We start from the raw sequence: 14893 nt of genomic DNA, 5'->3' as shown, positions 1-14893 counted from the left end.
GCAAACCGCTGGAGCTTCCCCATGATCAGGTGGATCATCATCCTTCTCATCATCGCCGCCGCCGCGAGCCTGCTCGGCATGCCGGCTTTGGCAGGCGCGGCCGCTACCGGCGCGCGCATCCTCATCGGCATCGTGCTGATCATCTTCCTGCTGATCGTGCTCGGCGTCTTCGCGGTAACATAAGCGCGACCACTTGGTCGTCGCTGGCGCGACCACTTGGTCGTCGCTGCACGACCGGTCGCTGCGCGGCCTCTTCTTCGTCGCCGCCAGAGCCACGCCGGACTGGTAATTCCCGCCCGTTTCCGCCATATAGCGCCCAACGGATTGGAACGACCGGTTGGATGGCAAGCAGCGCCCCCTTCGCCAAGATGAACGGCATCGGCAACGAGATCATCGTTGCCGATATGCGCGGCCGCGCCGATAAGGTGACGGCGGCGGCCGCGATCGCCCTCAATGGCGACGCGGCGACGAAGTTCGACCAGATCATGGCGATCCACGACGCGAAGACGCCGGGCACGGCGTATTATATCGACATCCTGAACTCCGACGGTACCAGCGCGCAGGCCTGCGGCAACGGCATGCGCTGCGTCGTGCAGGCTTTGGCCGCCGAGACGGGCAACAAGAGCTTCACCTTCGAGACCCGCGCCGGCGTCCTGAATGCGCAGGAGCATGCGGACGGTCTTATTTCGGTCGACATGGGCAAGCCGCGTTTCGGCTGGCAGGAGATCCCGCTGGCGGAAGAATTCCGCGACACCCGCATGATCGAGCTGCAGATCGGGCCGATCGACGCCCCGGTGCTGCATTCGCCCTCGGCGGTGTCGATGGGCAACCCGCACGCGATCTTCTGGGTCGACAACGACGTCTGGTCTTATGAGCTGGACCGCTTCGGCCCGCTGCTTGAGAATCATCCGATCTTCCCCGAGCGCGCCAACATCACCATTGCCCAGGTGACTTCGCCCGAAACCATGATCATCCGTACCTGGGAGCGCGGCGCCGGCCTCACCAAGGCCTGCGGCTCGGCGGCTTGCGCCGCCGCGGTCGCGGCGGCCCGCACCAGGCGCACCGGCCGCAGCGTCTCGCTGCTCGCGCCCGGCGGCGGCGAGCTCAATGTCGAATGGCGCGACGACGATCACGTCATCCTGACAGGTGCCGCCGAATGGGAATTTTCCGGCAGCTTCGATCCCTCGACCGGCGCCTGGGCCCGCGACACCGAAAGCGCCGCCTGATGTCCGCCCTTCAAAAAGGCGTGGTATCCCAAGCCTCCACCACGACAGGTATCGACGTCGTCACCTTCGGCTGCCGGCTGAACACCTATGAATCCGAAGTGATGCGCCGCGAGGCCGAAAGCGCCGGCCTGGGCGAGCTCAATGGCGGCGCCTTCATCTTCAACACCTGCGCCGTCACCGCCGAAGCGGTGCGCCAGGCCAAGCAGGCGATCCGCAAGGCCCGCCGCGAGAACCCTTCAGCCCGCATCATCGTCACCGGCTGCGCGGCCCAGACCGAGCCGCAGAATTTCGCCGCAATGGACGAGGTGGACCTGGTGCTCGGTAATGAGGAGAAGCTCAAGGCCAACTCCTACCGCGCGCTGCCCGATTTCGGCGTCAACGACACCGAGAAGGCGCGCGTCAACGACATTTTTTCGGTGCGCGAGACGGCAAGCCACATGGTCGACGCCATCGAGGGCCGCGCGCGCGCCTTCGTGCAGGTGCAGAATGGCTGCGACCATCGCTGCACCTTCTGCATCATCCCTTACGGCCGCGGCAACTCGCGCTCCGTGCCTATGGGCGCGGTGGTGGAGCAGGTCAAGCGCCTCGCCGGCAACGGCTATGCCGAGATCGTTTTGACCGGCGTCGACATGACTAGTTTCGGCGCCGACCTGCCGGGCGCGCCAAAGCTGGGAAAGCTGGTGAAGACGATCCTGCGCCAGGTGCCCGACGTGAAGCGGCTGAGATTGTCCTCCATCGATTCCATCGAGGCCGACGACGACCTGCTCGACGCCATCGCTACTGAACAGAGGCTGATGCCGCATCTGCATCTGTCGCTGCAATCGGGCGACGACATGATCCTGAAGCGCATGAAGCGCCGGCATTTGCGCGACCAGTCGATCCGCTTCTGCGAGGACGTGCGCAAGCTGCGTCCCGGCATCGTCTTCGGCGCCGACATCATCGCCGGCTTCCCGACCGAGACCGAGGCGATGTTCGAGAATTCGGAGAAAATCGTTGAGGAATGCGGCCTGACGCATCTCCACGTCTTTCCGTTCTCGCCACGCGAAGGCACGCCGGCCGCGCGCATGCCGCAGGTCCGCCGTGAGGTGGTGAAGACGCGCGCCGCCAGGCTGCGCGCCGCCGGCGAGACCGCCTATCGCCATCATTTGTCGTCGCTCTCCGGCACACGGCAATCGATCCTGGTCGAGCGCGACGGGCTCGGCCGCACCGAAGGTTTTACGCCGGCCGCGATCGACGCCGGCGCGCCCGGCGAGATCGTCGATGCCATGGTCGCCGGCCATGACGGCGCCCGGCTGATTGCGGCCCCGCTTGCCGCGCAAGCCGCCTGAGAACTGCGAGACGTATGGCTGGTTTCTTCAAGAAGATATTTTCGTTCGGCAGGAAAGAGGTCGTCGAGGAGCGCGTCGACGAAGCGCTGCCGCCGATCAAGTGGGACGCGCTGGACGCGCTGAAGCCGGAGACTGAGCCTCAACCGGTTCCCGAAGAGCCGAAGCCCGAGCCTGCTCCATCCATTCCGCCGGTGCCAGAGCCCACCATTCCCGCCGAGCCGGAACCGCTGCCGCAGCCTGAGCCGGAAGAAGAGCCGCAGCCGGCGCCCGAGAAGCCGGAGCCGCCGGCCCCCGAGGAAGTGCCGCCGGCACAACCCGAGCCTTTACCTGCGCCGACGCCCGAACCTGCTCCGCAGGAAGTGCCCGCACCTGCGCCGACGCAACCTGACATCCAGCCTTCGCGTCCGGAACCGCTGCCTGAGCAGCCACCGGTCGAAGTGCCGACGCCGCCTGCCGAAGTCCCGGTCGAAACGCCAGTGCCCATCGAGGTGCCACCAGCGGCGCCGCCCTCTGTGGAACCATCCGCCGAAGCCGTAGCGGAAATCGCGCCTCCTATTCGACAGCCCGCGCCCGTCGAGCTGCAGCCGATCCATGCCGAGATCGCAGCGGAGCCGGAGGCTTTGCCGTCGCCGCCGACACCCGCGCCCTCTGCCGGCAAGGTAACGGTCTCAAAAAAGGTCGAGCAGAAGGCCGAGCCGGTGAAGGCGCCGGAACCGGCGCCGCGGCGCTCCTGGTTCCAGCGCATGCGCGAAGGGCTTGCCCGCTCATCGCGCGAGCTCACCGGCAACATCGCCGGCGTCTTCACCAAGCGCAAATTGGACGAGGATACCCTGCAGGACCTGGAGGACGTGCTGATCCGCGCCGATCTTGGCTTGGAAACCGCGCTGCGCGTCACCGATTCGCTTGCCTCCAGCCGCTACGGCCGCGACGTCTCCGACGTCGAAGTCCGCGCCGTGATGGCGGCGGAGGTGGAGAAGGTGCTGGCGCCGGTCGCCAGGCCGCTCGAGCTCGACCTCAGCCACAAGCCGCATGTCGTCCTGGTCGTCGGCGTCAACGGCACCGGCAAGACCACCACCATCGGCAAGCTGGCCGCCAAGCTCACCGATGGCGGCCTCAAGGTGATGCTGGCCGCCGGCGACACGTTCCGCGCCGCCGCGATCGAGCAGCTCAAGATCTGGGGCGAGCGCACGAAATCGCCGGTCGTCGCCTCCAAGCTCGGCGCCGATGCGGCGGGCCTCGCCTATGACGCCTTCGAGAAGGCGAAGGAGGCCGGCTCCGACGTGCTGATCATCGACACGGCCGGGCGCCTGCAGAACAAGACCGAGCTAATGGCCGAGCTGGAGAAGATCGTGCGCGTGCTGGGAAAGCTCGATCCCGAAGCACCGCACACGGTGCTGCAGACGGTCGATGCCACCACCGGCCAGAACGCGCTGAACCAGGTTGAGATCTTCCGCAACGTCGCCGGCGTCAACGGCCTGGTGATGACCAAGCTGGACGGCACGGCGCGCGGCGGTATTCTGGTGGCGATCGCCGCCAAGCACCGGCTGCCGGTCTATTTCATCGGCGTCGGCGAGCAGGTCGACGACCTTGAACCGTTTTCCGCCAGCGAATTCGCGAGAGCCATCGCCGGCGTGGCTTGAACAAGGCGCGATCTTGCAAGGCCGCCTGCTTTTCGGCCAGATCATGCGCAAGAAGGACTTTTATGAACATCCTCGAACGCGACCCGTCCGATCCACGCCGTAAGCCGATGAATCCCGGATTGAAGTTCCTGCTCGAATTGGGTCCGGGCCTGGTGTTCTTCTTCACCACCATCCGCGGCGAGTGGCTGGCCGAGAAATTCCCGGTGCTCGCCCATCTCGGCGAACCGATCCTGATCGCCACCGCCTTCTTCATGGTGGCCACCGCGCTTTCGCTCGGCGCCTCATGGCTGCTCACGCGCAGCCTGCCGCTGATGCCGCTGGTCTCGGCGATCGTCGTCTTCGTCTTCGGCGCGCTGGCGCTTTACCTGCAGGACAAGACCTTCGCCTTCATGAAGCCGACGATCATCAATTCGCTGTTCGGCGTCACGTTGCTCGGCGGGCTGCTGTTCGGCCGCTCGCTGCTCGGCTACGTCTTCGATTCCGCCTTCCAGCTCGATGCCGAAGGCTGGCGCAAGCTGACCTTCCGCTGGGGGCTGTTCTTCCTGTTCCTCGCCGTGCTCAATGAGGTCGTGTGGCGCAACTTTTCCGAGGCGACCTGGCTTTATTTCAAGGTCTGGGGCACGATCCCGATCACTTTGCTGTTCACCTTCAGCCAGATGCCGCTGATCATGCGCCACTCGCTGGAGGAAAAAGCCAAGGAAGAGAAGGCCGGGAATTAAAGCAATTCCAGGAAAAGAGTGCAGCGGTTTCCGTCCGGAATTGCGCCAAAATGAGGGGCAGCATGGAATTCCTCACCACGCATGACGAGCTGAGGACGATCTACAAGACGCCCCGGCCGACCGACGGCTCGATCCGCAAGGAGCTCAAAGTCCTCGACGGCCATTGCCGATCCTTCATCGGCAAGAGCCCCTTCGTGCTGATCGGCTCCTCCGACGGCGCCGGCAATGCCGACGTGACGCCGAAAGGTGACAAGCCCGGCTTCACCGCCATCCTCGACAACGCCACCATCGCCATTCCCGACCGTCCCGGCAACAACCGGCTGGACACGCTGGAAAACATCATCCGCAACCCATCGGTCGGACTGCTCTTTCTCATTCCCGGCATGAACGAGACGCTACGCGTCAATGGCGACGCCCGCATCACTGTCGACCCGACCTTGCGCGAACGGCTGGCCGTCGACGGCAAGGAGCCGCAGAGCGTGATCCTGGTGACGGTCAAGGCCGCCTATATGCACTGCGCCAAGGCCTTCATGCGCTCCGATCTGTGGAAGCCGGAGACCTGGTACGACCGCGCGACCCTGCCGACCCTCGGCCAGATCATCCGCGACCAGTTGGCGCTCAGCGAAAGCGCCGGCGAGATCGACCGCGAGCTGGACCACGATTACCGCCAGACCATGTGGTAGGCTTGCCGGACGACTCAACCCTTCGTCCGGCTCTCCCTTGACCGAGATCATCGCCATATCGGGCAGCCTGCGCGCCGCCTCGACCAACTCGGCCCTGGTTGCCGCATTGGCTGCCAACGCGCCCGCGGCCTGCCGTGTCCAGGTCTATGATGGCCTCGGCCGCTTGCCGATCTTCAACCCCGACGACGAGGGCGAGCGCACGCCGCCCGAAGCGGCAAAGTTGATCGAGATGATCACCCGCGCAGACGGCGTCATCGTCTCCTGCCCGGAATACGCGCATGGCGTGCCCGGCGGCATGAAGAATGCGCTCGACTGGCTGGTCTCGCGCGACGCGGCGGTGGGCAAGCCGGCGATGCTGGTCCACGCCTCGCCCCGCTCGCTCTATGCGCGGGCAGCGCTTGCCGAGGTCATGCGGACGATGTCCTTCGCGATGTATGAGGAGACGGCGCTGGAGATCGCGCTGCTGGGCAAGAAGCCGGCGGAGGTGGAGGCAATCCTCAGCGAGGACACGAACCGGCAGGCAATGCGCGAGGCGATCGAGGCTTTCGTGGGGTTTGTTGGCGGACGATGAGTGGCGCGTCTTCCCCTTCTCCCCTTGTGGGAGAAGGTGGATCGGCGCGCAGCGCCGAGACGGATGAGGGGTGTTCCAGCGAAGTGAGCCGTTGGGGCCTCGTCGCTGGACGAACGGCGTCGCCAGGCTGGAACACCCCTCATCCGACCTCGCTTCGCGAGGCCACCTTCTCCCACAAGGGGAGAAGGGAGAACCCTACCCCTTCCTCCGCGTCTCGACATCGGTCTTGCCGACATACCAGTCGCGGGCGTTGACCTCCTCGAACACCACCCAGACGTCGTCGTTGCCGAGCCCGGTGGCATCCATGATGGCCGCAGTCACCTTCTTGGCGATGTCAGCCTTCTTGCCGGCCGGATCGGCGGCAATCACTTCCTTGACGATGCGGATGTTGACGAACGGCATTTTTCTCTCCCGCTGATATGCCTCGCTGTCAGTACGTCTTGGCCCCGTTCACCATGAGCCTCACCATGTAGAGCGAGGTGGTGCCGGCGATGTAGAGGCAGTTGAGTTTGTTGCCGCCGAACACGCAGTTGGCGGTCACTTCCGGCACCTTCACCTTGCCGATCAGCGTGCCGTCGGGGTCATAGCAATGGATGCCGTCGGCGGCACTTGTCCAGATGCGGCCCTCCGAATCGAGCCGGAACCCGTCGAACAGGCCTGCGGTGCAGTCGGCGAACACCTTGCCGCCGGAAACCTTCTTGCCGTGCTTGCCGACGTTGAAGACGCGCATATGCGCCGGATTCTTCTCGCCATGCGTGCGGCCGGTGTCGACGACATAGAGCAGGCTTTCGTCGAGCGAGAAGGCGAGCCCGTTCGGCCGCACCATGTCGGTGATGACCGCCTCGACATCGCCGGTCTCGGGATCGACGCGATAGACATTGCAGGCGCCGATCTCGCTTTCGGCCTTGTCGCCCTCATAGTCGGTGTCGATGCCGTAGCTCGGATCGGTGAACCAGATCGAGCCGTCGGAGCGCACCACCACGTCGTTGGGCGAGTTCAGCCGCTTGCCTTTCCATTTGTCGGCGATGGTGGTGACCGAGCCGTCAAACTCCGTCCGGCTGACGCGGCGGCCGGAATGCTCGCAGGTCACCAGCCGGCCCTGCCGGTCGACCGTGTTGCCGTTGGAATTGCCGGACGGCTGGCGGAACACGCTGACGCTCCCGTCGGTTTCGTCATAGCGCAGCATGCGGTTGTTTGGAATATCCGACCAGACGACATAGCGGCCGGCGGCGAACCAGGCCGGTCCTTCTGCCCAGCGGCATCCGGTGAACAGCTTCTCCACCTGCGCGCTACCGTTGAACAGGCGCGCGAAGCGTGGATCGAGAATTTCGTAATAGTCTGCGGCCGCCATGCTTTTCCTCCCGGCATTCACGTGACGGGCGATCAAGCCAGCCCGAAGGCGATCTGGCAAGGCGGCAGTCTGCAATTTGTATGACAAAACGGATGAGAACTGCGTGAAGCGGACCGGTCTCGTATGCCACGCCGGACGCATGGCCCGTTAGCTTGCGGTTAACCGGCTATGCGCTGGCTGCAATGGTGCATTGCAACATCTTTCTTTTGCAATGCATCATTCCTATGTCATGCTGGCAATCGTCAGGGAGGAATAACGAAGAAGGAACCCTGTCATGTTCGACAATCTTGTCTCCCGCGCCCGCGCCACCATGGCCAAGCGCCGCCACTACAACCGCCTCGTCGCCGAAATCGAGAACCTGTCCAGCCGCGATCTCGCCGATCTGCGCGCCGACCGTTCCGAGATGCTCTACCAGATCCACAAGCAGATCTACGGCTGAGCGGCAGGCCGATCGTCCGGCCACTTCGTCATTCTCGGGCTTGACCCGAGAATCCATTCCGCGATTTCCAAGCGTCGCAGCGATGCAGAACGCGCGCTGCGCAAGCGCCGAAATCCAGGCCGCCGCATTCCTCGATCAACGTCACGGAATGGATTCTAGGGTCTGCGCCGCGTCGCTTCGCTCCTTGCTTCGCCCTAGAATGACGACGTAAGCGGCGCGCCTTGACCCAGCGCCGCGTCAACCCGGCGCCGACAGCGCTTTCTCGATCTGCGGCAACAGCAACGCTCTCACGGAGTCGGGCGTCAGTGGCCCGACATGCTTGTAGGCAATCTTGCCGTCCTTGCCGATGACGAAGGTCTCCGGCACGCCATAGACGCCCCAGTCGATCGCCGCGCGTCCGGCCGGATCCACGCCGATCGCTTGGTACGGATCGCCGAGCTCGCCAAGGAAGCGGCGGGCGTTTTCCGGCTGGTCCTTGTAGTTCAGCGCGGCGAGCGTGAAGCGCTTGTCCTGCGAGAGGCCGAGAAGCACCGGATGCTCTTCCCGGCACGGCGCGCACCAGGACGCGAACACATTGACCAGCGTCACCTTGCCGGTAAAGTCTTTTGACGCGAGCCCCGGCAGGCTCGTCCCTTCGAGCGGCGGCAAGTCGGTCTGTGGCGCCGGCAGGCCGATCAGCGCCGAGGGGATTTCCGAGGTGTCGCGGCCCGAGAGAAGCTGCGACAGGAACAGCCCCGCCAACCCCAGGAACACCAAGAGCGGCAGAAGCACGAACAGGCGGCGGCGCGGCGCTTCGGTTTCGAGGCTCATGGCTTGACGGCCTTGTCGGAACGCCGCCGCACCCCGGCCGCTTCAAGTGCCGCAAGCTCACGCCTGCGCGCCCGCTGGTCGAGCAGGATCCAGCCGATCAGACCGGCCAGCACAACGGCGGTGATGGCATAGGCGGCAGTGACGAACAGGGCGTGCGCGCTCATAGCGACCGCTCCCTGCTCGTAGCCATGTCAACCGTTCCGATCATGTCTTTCCATAACCCCGCGTCGGCCGGTCCGCAATTTGCCGTGGTGCCGCAGTGAGGCAACGTCTTCGTCGCCTCAATCCGTCCCGTGCCGCAGCGCCAGCGCCGCCGCCAGTGGACCGAGCACCGCAAGAAACAGCGTCAGCGCGGCAAGAATGAGGAAAGGCTGCAGGAACGGCGCCGGATCGGCCACCGCGCCATAGCTTGCCGAAACGCCGAAGATCAGCACCGGAATGGTCAAAGGCAGCACCAGCACCGAAATAAGCAATCCGCCGCGCGGCAGCGCCACCGCCACCGCGGCGCCTGCCGCGCCGATGAAGGTGATGGCCGGCGTACCGACGAGAAGCGTGAGCGCCGTGGCGCCGATGCCCAGCGGCGCCATATTCATGAACAGGCCGAGCAGAGGTGCCGCGACCACCAGCGGCAGCACGCTGCCCGTCCAGTGCGCCAGGCATTTCGTCAGCACCGTCAGCGCCAGCATGTGGCGGTCGCCGTTCAGCACCAGGAGATCCAGCGAGCCGTCCTCGCGGTCGGCCTGGAACAGCCGGTCGACCCCGAGCAGGCAGGCAAGCAGCGCAGCGATCCACAGGATGGCCGGGCCGATGCGCGACAGGAGGTTGAGATCGGGACCGACGCCGAACGGGATGGTGACGATCACGGCGAGGAAAAAAATCACGCCGATCAGCGCCCCGCCGCCGACGCGGATGGAAAGGCGCATGTCGCGGAGGAAGAGGGCTAGCATGATTTGAGATGCCCGCGCCCAGGCCCCCCTCTCTGGCCTGCCGGCCATCTCCCCCTCAAGGGGGGAGATTGGATGTCGCCTCGGCTTTCGCCAATCTCCAGCGTAGCAAGGCTAGCGAGGCGCCCAAACTGCCGATCTCCCCCCTTGAGGGGGAGATGCCCGGCAGGGCAGAGGGGGGGGCCGTAGAGCACCGACATCAATGACCTACCCTCATTTGCAATTCCTTCGCCCCCTCCAACCCCAGCGGCAGATGCGTCGCCGCAACCACGATCCCCCCATCGTCGAGATGCCTCCGCATCAGCCCCGCGAACCGCTCCTCCGAGGCCTTGTCCAACCCCGCCGTGGGCTCGTCGAGCAGCCAGACCGGCCGGCGGCTCACCAAAAGCTTGGCGATCGACGCGCGTCGTCTTTGCCCCGTCGACAGATAGCCGAAGGGCAGATGCCCGAGACCGGCGAGCGCCACCGTCTCCAGCGCCTCTTCGACGTCCAGCCCCGGCTCGCCCTGGAAGGCGCACCAGAAGCCGAGATTCTCCTCGACGCTGAGCGCCGTCTTCATTGCGTTGAGATGGCCGAGATAATGCGAAGCCGAGGCGACCGTTGGGAAAGCCTCGCCACCGCCCTCGACAAACACCTTGCCTCCGGCGGCCGGCAGCAGCCCGGCGACGATTCTCAGCAGCGTCGATTTGCCCGCGCCGTTCGGCCCGGTGACGATAAGCGCCTCGCCTTTTTCCAGCGCGAAGCTGATGTTGGAGAAAACCGTCTCGCCGCCGCGCTCGCCGCCCAGATTTTCGGCGATCAGCCGCATTCTTGCCCGTCCCGAAAGCACCGTTTCGCGGCGCTCGCCGCCTCACGCAAATTCGTCTTTCGACTGTCTAGAACTATTCCGGGAAATTCTCTATATGCGGTTCATCCGTGCCAGCGGTCGGCGCGGGATCAGAATTAGCGCCGAACCAGCGCACGCGCCGCCTTGAACGGCTCGGGTTGCTTGGGAGCGGACAGCGGAAATGGCCGTACCCGCACCTTTGCGCGTGATTGCATGCCAACGGCGTCCGTTCCCTTTCAGGCTGAACAGACAAGGACGGATCGCCGTGACGAAATCCCTCGACAGTTTCAATTGCCGCCGCACCCTGACCGCAGGTGGGGCGGACTATGTTTATTTCGACCTCGTTGAGGCCGAGAAGAACGGCCTCACCGGCATCGCCCGGCTGCCCTATTCGATGAAGGTGCTGCTGGAGAACCTGCTGCGCAACGAGGATGGCCGCTCGGTCACCAGGGAATCGATCCAGGCGGTCGCCGCCTGGCTGACCGACAAGGGCACCGCCGGCGTCGAGATCGCCTATCGCCCGGCCCGCGTGCTGATGCAGGATTTCACCGGCGTTCCGGCCGTCGTCGACCTCGCCGCCATGCGCGACGGCATCAAGGCGCTCGGCGGCGACCCGGAAAAGATCAATCCGCTGGTGCCGGTCGATCTCGTCATCGACCACTCCGTCATCGTCGACGAGTTCGGCACGCCGATGGCCTTCGCCCGCAATGTCGAGCTCGAATATGAGCGCAACGAAGAGCGCTACAAATTCCTCAAATGGGGCCAGCAGGCCTTCCGCAACTTCCGCGTCGTGCCGCCCGGCACCGGCATCTGCCACCAGGTCAACCTCGAATATCTCGGACAGGTGGTGTGGACCAATTCGGAGGACGGCGAAACCGTCGCCTATCCCGACACCTGCGTCGGCACCGATTCGCACACCACCATGATCAACGGCCTCGGCGTGTTGGGCTGGGGCGTCGGCGGCATCGAGGCCGAGGCCGCGATGCTCGGCCAGCCGGTCTCCATGCTTTTGCCCGAGGTCATCGGCTTCCGCCTCACCGGCAGGCTCAAGGAAGGCGTCACCGCCACCGACCTGGTGCTCACCGTCACCCAGATGCTGCGCAAGAAGGGTGTCGTCGGCAAGTTCGTCGAGTTCTTCGGCCCCGGCCTCTCCAACATGACGCTGGCAGACCGCGCCACCATCGGCAACATGGCGCCGGAATATGGCGCCACCTGCGGCTTCTTCCCGGTGGACTCCGAAACCATCCGTTACCTCACCATGTCCGGCCGCGAGGAAAACCGCATCGCGCTGGCCGAGGCCTACTCCAAGGCGCAAGGCATGTGGCGAGACGCCGGCTCGGCCGACCCGGTCTTCACCGATCTGCTCGAGCTCGACCTCGGCGATGTGGTGCCGTCGATGGCCGGCCCGAAGCGTCCCGAGGGCCGCGTCGCCCTGCAGGACATCCCCGCCGGCTTCGCCAAGGCGATGGAGACCGAATACAAGAAGGCAGCCGAGATCTCGAAGCGCTACGCCGTCGAGGGCACCGATCACGATCTCGGCCATGGAGACGTCGTCATCGCCGCCATCACCTCCTGCACCAATACCTCGAACCCGAGCGTGCTGATCGGCGCCGGCCTGCTGGCCCGCAACGCCAACCGGCGCGGCCTGAAGCAGAAGCCGTGGGTGAAAACCTCGCTGGCGCCGGGCAGCCAGGTGGTGGCCGAATATCTCGAAAAGTCCGGCCTGCAGAAGGAGCTCGACCAGATCGGCTTCAACCTGGTCGGCTTCGGCTGCACCACCTGCATCGGCAATTCCGGCCCGCTGCCGGCGCCGATCTCGAAGACCATCAACGACAAGGGCCTGATCGCCGCCGCGGTCTTGTCCGGCAACCGCAACTTCGAAGGCCGCGTCTCGCCGGACGTGCAGGCGAACTACCTCGCCTCGCCGCCGCTGGTCGTGGCGCATGCGCTGGCCGGCACGGTGACCAGGGATCTGACGACCGAGCCGCTCGGCGAAGGCAGCGACGGCAAGCCGGTCTATCTCAAGGACATCTGGCCGACCTCGGCCGAGATCCAGGAGTTCATCGAGAAGAACGTCACCCGCGAGCTGTTCGCCCGCAAATATGCCGACGTCTTCAAGGGCGACGCCTATTGGCAGAAGGTCAAGGTGCCTGAAGGCCAGACTTACGCCTGGGACGACCACTCGACCTATGTGCAGAACCCGCCCTATTTCGCCGGCATGGGCCGCGCCTTCGGCAAGATCGGCGACATCAAGGGCGCGCGGGTGCTCGGTCTCTTCGGCGACAAGATCACCACCGACCACATCTCGCCGGCCGGTTCGATCAAGGCCGCTTCGCCGGCCGGCAAGTATCTCACCGAGCATGGCGTCGGCGTCGCCGACTTCAACCAGTACGGCACGCGGCGCGGCAATCATGAGGTGATGATGCGCGGCACCTTCGCCAACATACGCATCCGCAACCACATGCTGGGCGAGAACGGCCGCGAAGGCGGCTACACGATCCACTATCCTTCGAAGGAGGAGATGTCGATCTACGACGCCGCCATGGAATACAAGCAGGAAGGCGTGCCGCTGGTGATCTTCGCCGGCGTCGAATACGGCAACGGCTCCTCCCGCGACTGGGCGGCCAAGGGAACGAATCTCCTTGGCGTCCGCGCGGTCATCGCCCAGTCCTTCGAGCGCATCCACCGATCCAACCTGGTCGGCATGGGCGTCATCCCCTTTGTCTTCGAGGACGGCACCTCATGGGCCTCGCTCAATTTGAAGGGCGACGAGCTGGTCGAGATCGACGGCCTGGACACGATCAAGCCGCGCCAGAAGATGGTCGCCAAGGTGACCTTCGGCGACGGCACGGTGAAGAACGTGCCGATCGTCTGCCGCATCGATACGCTGGACGAGCTCGACTACTTCAAGAATGGCGGCATCTTGCAGTACGTGCTGCGGGATCTCGCTGCTTAACAGCAGCAAGGGAGTAGGGCTTAGGCAGTAGGGAAACAGGACACCTACTGCCTACTGCCTACTGCCTACTGCCTACTGCCTACTGCCTTCGCCTTCCCAACCTCGCCGTCGCCAGCAGTCCCGCGGCAATGAAAGCCAGTTTGGTCGAAGCATTGGCCGGCTCCGCCCAAAGTCCAGGCCCCGTCCGCTCGCAATAGAGATCGACTGGGGCCAGGAGAGTTTGCCACATGGCGAGGACGCTGCTCCCGAATCGAACCGCGCCGTGAAATGCAATCACCCCGGCTATTGCGCCCTTACCTGCTGCCGCAACATCAAAAATTTCACCGCAACGTGACTTCCCGTTGACTGGCGCTTCTGCCACATATTTTGGCAATCAGAACAAGGCCGGCGTCACCGGCGGGAATTGGAAAGTCATGGCAATTCAAGGACGATTGCGGCTTGCGGCACTGGCGCTGGCCCTCACCGCGTTGGGCGGCGCGGCCCTTGCAGCCGAGCCCGCCAAGGCCGTGACCGGCAAGCCTCAGACCGACAAGCCCTTGGGCGTGATCGAATTGTTCACCAGCCAGGGCTGCAGTTCCTGTCCGCCGGCCGACGAGTTCTTTGCTGAGCTCGCCGGCAAGGACGACATCATCGCGCTCGCCTACCACGTCAATTACTGGGACTATCTCGGCTGGCAGGACACGCTGAGCACCAAGGAAAACACCGAGCGCCAATATGACTATATGCGCGCCTTCGGCAGCCGCTCGGTCTACACGCCGCAAGCCGTCATCAACGGCCGCAGCCACGTCAACGGCGCCAGCCGCAAGGATGTCGACGGCGCCTTGGCCCGGATGGACCGGACCGGCGAGGGCATGCGGGTCGGCATCAAGGTGAGCCGAACCAGCGACCGCGTCATGATCGACGCGGGCGACGCCGGCAACGGCCCGAGCGACGCCCATGTTGTGATCGTCTATTTCGATCCGCCGCAGACGGTGAAGATCGGCCAGGGCGAGAACAGCGGCCGCAGCCTGACCTACTGGAACGCCGTTTCCGACATCCAGACCGCCGGCATGTGGCACGGCAAGGCGCAGCGTTACGAACTGCCGATGACCGAGATCGCCAAGAAGGGCGGCTGCGCGGTGCTGCTGCAGTCGGTCGGCAAGGACGGCATGCCGGGGCCGATCCTCGGCGCCGCCTTCATCCGCAAGCCGGACCGGCTTTAGCTCCCCGTTCTAGCAATTGGCTTTTCGTCCGCTAGCGCGGACCGCTTCTCACCACAAGGCAGGCAATCTCTGGGAGTTCGGATAGCCGGCATGGCCTTGATCGGCGTGATTGATCGGCTGAAGGCTTGATTGCCAGGTGGTTCCCCCAATCCGTCGCTGCTTCGCAGCGCCACCTTTCCCCCCTCCGGAGGGAAAGGA

Annotated in this window: 16 protein-coding genes; 10 read left to right on the top strand and 6 right to left on the bottom strand. The window is 64.9% G+C overall.

Features of this window, described 5'->3' with window-relative positions; genetic code table 11:
• Window positions 1–21: 21 nt before the first annotated feature.
• From LB525_RS27460 to LB525_RS27430, 7 genes are all read left to right on the top strand, one after another.
• A complete protein-coding gene (locus tag LB525_RS27460) occupies window positions 22–183 on the top strand; it encodes a DUF1328 family protein (protein WP_031195454.1) in 162 nt (53 codons plus the stop codon).
• A gap of 158 nt (window positions 184–341) precedes the next feature.
• Window positions 342–1226 (top strand): diaminopimelate epimerase, encoded by an 885-nt coding sequence (gene dapF / locus LB525_RS27455; RefSeq protein ID WP_224549490.1) that lies wholly within the window; start codon window positions 342–344, stop codon window positions 1224–1226.
• Complete coding sequence (gene mtaB, locus LB525_RS27450; protein ID WP_224549488.1) at window positions 1226–2554, top strand: tRNA (N(6)-L-threonylcarbamoyladenosine(37)-C(2))-methylthiotransferase MtaB; 1329 nt, start codon at window positions 1226–1228, stop codon at window positions 2552–2554. The genes dapF and mtaB overlap by 1 nt, the downstream gene beginning before the upstream one ends.
• 14 nt (window positions 2555–2568) lie before the next feature.
• Window positions 2569–4194 (top strand): signal recognition particle-docking protein FtsY, encoded by a 1626-nt coding sequence (ftsY, locus tag LB525_RS27445; protein ID WP_224549485.1) that lies wholly within the window; start codon window positions 2569–2571, stop codon window positions 4192–4194.
• A gap of 62 nt (window positions 4195–4256) precedes the next feature.
• Entirely contained in the window at window positions 4257–4913 is a 657-nt protein-coding gene (locus LB525_RS27440; RefSeq protein WP_224549483.1) for a septation protein A, read from the top strand.
• 62 nt (window positions 4914–4975) lie between these two features.
• Window positions 4976–5596 carry a pyridoxamine 5'-phosphate oxidase family protein gene (locus LB525_RS27435; RefSeq protein WP_224549481.1) on the top strand — a complete coding sequence of 207 codons (621 nt, stop codon included), beginning with the start codon at window positions 4976–4978 and terminating at the stop codon, window positions 5594–5596.
• Between the two features lie 37 nt (window positions 5597–5633).
• Window positions 5634–6167 (top strand): NADPH-dependent FMN reductase, encoded by a 534-nt coding sequence (locus LB525_RS27430; protein ID WP_224549479.1) that lies wholly within the window; start codon window positions 5634–5636, stop codon window positions 6165–6167.
• A 195-nt stretch (window positions 6168–6362) separates the two neighbouring features.
• On the opposite strand, the gene LB525_RS27425 is transcribed toward LB525_RS27430, so the two are convergent.
• Entirely contained in the window at window positions 6363–6569 is a 207-nt protein-coding gene (locus tag LB525_RS27425; protein WP_140684309.1) for a tautomerase family protein, read from the bottom strand.
• A gap of 28 nt (window positions 6570–6597) precedes the next feature.
• A complete protein-coding gene (locus LB525_RS27420) occupies window positions 6598–7518 on the bottom strand; it encodes an SMP-30/gluconolactonase/LRE family protein (RefSeq protein WP_224549467.1) in 921 nt (306 codons plus the stop codon).
• 274 nt (window positions 7519–7792) lie between these two features.
• Between LB525_RS27420 and LB525_RS27415 the strand changes: the two genes are divergently transcribed.
• A complete protein-coding gene (locus LB525_RS27415) occupies window positions 7793–7957 on the top strand; it encodes a hypothetical protein (RefSeq protein WP_181165005.1) in 165 nt (54 codons plus the stop codon).
• Between the two features lie 237 nt (window positions 7958–8194).
• Here the strand turns inward: LB525_RS27415 and LB525_RS27410 are convergent, their stop codons facing one another.
• From LB525_RS27410 to ccmA, 4 genes are all read right to left on the bottom strand, one after another.
• Complete coding sequence (locus LB525_RS27410; protein WP_224549465.1) at window positions 8195–8767, bottom strand: DsbE family thiol:disulfide interchange protein; 573 nt, start codon at window positions 8765–8767, stop codon at window positions 8195–8197.
• Window positions 8764–8931, bottom strand: coding sequence for a heme exporter protein CcmD (gene ccmD, locus LB525_RS27405; protein WP_140700683.1), 168 nt, complete (start codon window positions 8929–8931; stop codon window positions 8764–8766). Before ccmD ends, LB525_RS27410 begins: the two co-directional genes overlap by 4 nt.
• Before the next feature lie 117 nt (window positions 8932–9048).
• Window positions 9049–9714, bottom strand: coding sequence for a heme exporter protein CcmB (gene ccmB, locus LB525_RS27400; protein WP_224549463.1), 666 nt, complete (start codon window positions 9712–9714; stop codon window positions 9049–9051).
• Between the two features lie 196 nt (window positions 9715–9910).
• Window positions 9911–10519, bottom strand: a complete 609-nt coding sequence (ccmA, locus tag LB525_RS27395) for a heme ABC exporter ATP-binding protein CcmA (RefSeq protein ID WP_224549461.1) — start codon at window positions 10517–10519, stop codon at window positions 9911–9913.
• Window positions 10520–10802: 283 nt separating this feature from the next.
• On the opposite strand from ccmA, the gene acnA reads away from it, so the two are divergent.
• Both acnA and LB525_RS27385 read left to right on the top strand, forming a co-directional pair.
• Window positions 10803–13493: an aconitate hydratase AcnA gene (gene acnA, locus LB525_RS27390; protein WP_224549449.1), complete on the top strand. Its 2691-nt coding sequence runs from the start codon at window positions 10803–10805 to the stop codon at window positions 13491–13493.
• Between the two features lie 413 nt (window positions 13494–13906).
• A complete protein-coding gene (locus tag LB525_RS27385; RefSeq protein WP_224532841.1) occupies window positions 13907–14695 on the top strand; it encodes a DUF1223 domain-containing protein in 789 nt (262 codons plus the stop codon).
• Window positions 14696–14893 lie beyond the last annotated feature (198 nt).

Origin of the sequence: Mesorhizobium sp. CA16, from assembly GCF_020165175.1 — a bacterium.
GTDB lineage: Bacteria > Pseudomonadota > Alphaproteobacteria > Rhizobiales > Rhizobiaceae > Mesorhizobium.
The sequence above is the reverse complement of the archived record's forward strand: the minus strand, read 5'-3'. Positions and strand labels throughout refer to the sequence as shown.

Excerpts from the sequence above, each read along its gene's own strand:
- LB525_RS27440 (WP_224549483.1), top strand. The coding sequence starts at position 4,257 with ATGAACATCCTCGAACGCGACCCGTCCGATCCACGCCGTAAGCCGATG.
- LB525_RS27420 (WP_224549467.1), bottom strand. The coding sequence starts at position 7,518 with ATGGCGGCCGCAGACTATTACGAAATTCTCGATCCACGCTTCGCGCGC.
- ccmD (WP_140700683.1), bottom strand. The coding sequence starts at position 8,931 with ATGAGCGCGCACGCCCTGTTCGTCACTGCCGCCTATGCCATCACCGCC.
- ccmA (WP_224549461.1), bottom strand. The coding sequence starts at position 10,519 with ATGCGGCTGATCGCCGAAAATCTGGGCGGCGAGCGCGGCGGCGAGACG.
- LB525_RS27415 (WP_181165005.1), top strand. The coding sequence starts at position 7,793 with ATGTTCGACAATCTTGTCTCCCGCGCCCGCGCCACCATGGCCAAGCGC.
- mtaB (WP_224549488.1), top strand. The coding sequence starts at position 1,226 with ATGTCCGCCCTTCAAAAAGGCGTGGTATCCCAAGCCTCCACCACGACA.
- ccmB (WP_224549463.1), bottom strand. The coding sequence starts at position 9,714 with ATGCTAGCCCTCTTCCTCCGCGACATGCGCCTTTCCATCCGCGTCGGC.
- ftsY (WP_224549485.1), top strand. The coding sequence starts at position 2,569 with ATGGCTGGTTTCTTCAAGAAGATATTTTCGTTCGGCAGGAAAGAGGTC.
- LB525_RS27410 (WP_224549465.1), bottom strand. The coding sequence starts at position 8,767 with ATGAGCCTCGAAACCGAAGCGCCGCGCCGCCGCCTGTTCGTGCTTCTG.
- LB525_RS27385 (WP_224532841.1), top strand. The coding sequence starts at position 13,907 with ATGGCAATTCAAGGACGATTGCGGCTTGCGGCACTGGCGCTGGCCCTC.
- LB525_RS27435 (WP_224549481.1), top strand. The coding sequence starts at position 4,976 with ATGGAATTCCTCACCACGCATGACGAGCTGAGGACGATCTACAAGACG.
- LB525_RS27425 (WP_140684309.1), bottom strand. The coding sequence starts at position 6,569 with ATGCCGTTCGTCAACATCCGCATCGTCAAGGAAGTGATTGCCGCCGAT.
- dapF (WP_224549490.1), top strand. The coding sequence starts at position 342 with ATGGCAAGCAGCGCCCCCTTCGCCAAGATGAACGGCATCGGCAACGAG.
- LB525_RS27460 (WP_031195454.1), top strand. The coding sequence starts at position 22 with ATGATCAGGTGGATCATCATCCTTCTCATCATCGCCGCCGCCGCGAGC.